The following is a 3,649-nucleotide window of genomic DNA, read 5'->3' on the forward strand; positions in this document are numbered from 1 at the left end:
TTTTCGATGGAGAGTTTGATCCTGGCTCAGGACGAACGCTGGCGGCGTGCTTAACACATGCAAGTCGAGCGGAAAGGCCCTTTCGGGGGTACTCGAGCGGCGAACGGGTGAGTAACACGTGAGTAATCTGCCCTTGGCTTCGGGATAGCCACCGGAAACGGTGATTAATACCGGATATGACCATGTCGTGCATGCGGTGTGGTGGAAAGTTTTTCGGCCAGGGATGTGCTCGCGGCCTATCAGCTTGATGGTGAGGTAATGGCTCACCATGGCTTCGACGGGTAGCCGGCCTGAGAGGGTGACCGGCCACACTGGGACTGAGACACGGCCCAGACTCCTACGGGAGGCAGCAGTGGGGAATATTGGACAATGGGCGGAAGCCTGATCCAGCAACGCCGCGTGAGGGATGACGGCCTTCGGGTTGTAAACCTCTTTCGCCTGTGACGAAGCGCAAGTGACGGTAACAGGTAAAGAAGCACCGGCCAACTACGTGCCAGCAGCCGCGGTAATACGTAGGGTGCGAGCGTTGTCCGGAATTATTGGGCGTAAAGGGCTCGTAGGCGGTTTGTCGCGTCGGGAGTGAAAACGCCGTGCTTAACACGGCGCTTGCTTTCGATACGGGCAGACTAGAGGTATTCAGGGGAGAACGGAATTCCTGGTGTAGCGGTGAAATGCGCAGATATCAGGAGGAACACCGGTGGCGAAGGCGGTTCTCTGGGAATTACCTGACGCTGAGGAGCGAAAGTGTGGGGAGCGAACAGGATTAGATACCCTGGTAGTCCACACCGTAAACGTTGGGCGCTAGGTGTGGGGTCCATTCCACGGATTCCGTGCCGCAGCTAACGCATTAAGCGCCCCGCCTGGGGAGTACGGCCGCAAGGCTAAAACTCAAAGGAATTGACGGGGGCCCGCACAAGCGGCGGAGCATGCGGATTAATTCGATGCAACGCGAAGAACCTTACCTGGGTTTGACATACACCCTGCCGCTCCAGAGATGGGGCTTCTTTTGGGGGTGTACAGGTGGTGCATGGCTGTCGTCAGCTCGTGTCGTGAGATGTTGGGTTAAGTCCCGCAACGAGCGCAACCCTCGTTCTATGTTGCCAGCACGTAATGGTGGGGACTCATAGGAGACTGCCGGGGTCAACTCGGAGGAAGGTGGGGATGACGTCAAGTCATCATGCCCCTTATGTCCAGGGCTTCACGCATGCTACAATGGCCGGTACAAAGGGCTGCGATCCCGTAAGGGGGAGCGAATCCCAAAAAGCCGGTCTCAGTTCGGATTGGGGTCTGCAACTCGACCCCATGAAGTCGGAGTCGCTAGTAATCGCAGATCAGCAACGCTGCGGTGAATACGTTCCCGGGCCTTGTACACACCGCCCGTCACGTCACGAAAGTCGGCAACACCCGAAGCCGGTGGCCCAACCCTTGTGGAGGGAGCCGTCGAAGGTGGGGCTGGCGATTGGGACGAAGTCGTAACAAGGTAGCCGTACCGGAAGGTGCGGCTGGATCACCTCCTTTCTAAGGAGCACACACCCCGATGCCGGGCGAATGTTTCGGCACGCATGGTGGTGTCTCACTAGTGGAATCGTCGACGTCAGCTGCTGCTGGTCGCTCATGCATGGGCTTGTTCTTCGGGACGGGTTCGTGGGTGGGGGGTTGGTGGTGGGTGGTTCACCCAGGTCCTGCGTTGGTGGGGGTGGGGTCAGACACACTGTTGGGTCCTGAAGGATCAGCCGTGAGGCGCCTTCTGTTCCCTCTTCGTCTGCTGGTGCCCGTTGGGGTGGTGGTGGGGGTTGGTGGGGTTGTTGTTTGAGATCTGCATAGTGGACGCGAGCATCTTTGCAACCGATGCCGCCTTGGTGCGCACGCACGTGTCGGATCCTTTCCTTTCTTGTTTGTTGAGGGGGTGGGGGTGCGGTGGTGTGGGTGTGGGCTGGGTGTGGTGTGGGTTGTGAGTGAATCACCTGCCCTTTGATTGGGGGTGGGTGGTGTGTTTTTTCGTTTTTTGTTTCAGCGTGTGTTGTTTTGACGTTGTTGAGACAAGCTATGAAGGGCACATGGTGGATGCCTTGGCATCAAGAGCCGATGAAGGACGTTGGAGCCTGCGATAAGCCCTGGGGAGTTGGCAACCGAACTGTGATCCGGGGGTGTCCGAATGGGGAAACCCAGCACGAGTCATGTCGTGTTACCCACATCTGAACACATAGGGTGTGTGGAGGGAACGTCGGGAAGTGAAACATCTCAGTACCGACAGGAAGAGAAAACAACAGTGATTCCGAGAGTAGTGGCGAGCGAAATCGGAAGAGGCCAAACCTCGAGTGTGTGATACCCGGCAGGGGTTGCATTCGGGGGGTTGTGGGACCGCTCATTCTCATCTGCCGGTGAGGAGCAGAGTAAGAAACCAGTGTGGAAGTCGAAGTCGGTTGGAAAGCCGTACCGTAGAGGGTGATAGGCCCGTAGACGTAAAGCGCTGGCTCTGGAGCGTGTTCCCAAGTAACACGGAACCCCTGAAATTCCGTGTGAATCTGGCGGGACCACCCGTTAAGCCTAAATACTCCTTGATGACCGATAGCGGACAAGTACCGTGAGGGAAAGGTGAAAAGTACCCCTGGCGGGGAGTGAAATAGTACCTGAAACCGTGTGCCTACAATCCGTCGGAGCTTGTGCATTCCCTTTGGGGGTGTGTGGGTGACGGCGTGCCTTTTGAAGAATGAGCCTGCGAGTTTGCGGTGTGTTGCGAGGTTAACCCGTGTGGGGAAGCCGTAGCGAAAGCGAGTCCGAATAGGGCGATTCAGTAGCGCGCTCAAGACCCGAAGCGAAGTGATCTATCCATGGGCAGGTTGAAGCGTCGGTAAGACGACGTGGAGGACCGAACCCACTTAGGTTGAAAACTGAGGGGATGACCTGTGGATAGGGGTGAAAGGCCAATCAAACTTCGTGATAGCTGGTTCTCCCCGAAATGCATTTAGGTGCAGCGTTGCGTGTTTCTTGCCGGAGGTAGAGCACTGGATAGCTAATGGGCCCTACAAGGTTACTGACGTTAGCCAAACTCCGAATGCCGGTAAGTGAGAGCGCAGCAGTGAGACTGCGGGGGATAAGCTCCGTAGTCGAGAGGGAAACAGCCCAGACCATCAGCTAAGGCCCCTAAGCGGTGACTAAGTGGAAAAGGATGTGGAGTCGCATTGACAACCAGGAGGTTGGCTTGGAAGCAGCCACCCTTGAAAGAGTGCGTAATAGCTCACTGGTCAAGTGATTCCGCGCCGACAATGTAGCGGGGCTCAAGTCATCCGCCGAAGCTATGGCATTCAGCGAATACATCAGCATCGAGGAATCGGTGTTCAGTGCGCTGGATGGGTAGGGGAGCGTCGTGTGGGCAGTGAAGCGTCGGAGTGATCCAGGCGTGGAGGCCACACGAGTGAGAATGCAGGCATGAGTAGCGAATCACGGGTGAGAAACCCGTGCGCCGAATGATCAAGGGTTCCAGGGTCAAGCTAATCTGCCCTGGGTAAGTCGGGACCTAAGGCGAGGCCGACAGGCGTAGTCGATGGACAACGGGTTGATATTCCCGTACCGGCGAAGTTGCGCCCATGACGAACCTGGTGATGCTAACCACCCGAAACCTCTCGGACCGGACCCTTCGGGGCGAGGC

The 3,649-nt window shown here is 57.1% G+C and carries 2 rRNA genes; both read left to right on the plus strand.

Features of this window, described 5'->3' with window-relative positions:
* Nucleotides 1-3 precede the first annotated feature (3 nt).
* A 16S ribosomal RNA gene (locus AC54T2_RS19615) occupies nucleotides 4-1,518 on the plus strand.
* Between the two features lie 519 nt (nucleotides 1,519-2,037).
* A 23S ribosomal RNA gene (locus tag AC54T2_RS19620) occupies nucleotides 2,038-3,649 on the plus strand; the annotation flags it as partial.

This window comes from Nocardioides sp. Z35_8, assembly GCF_059621125.1.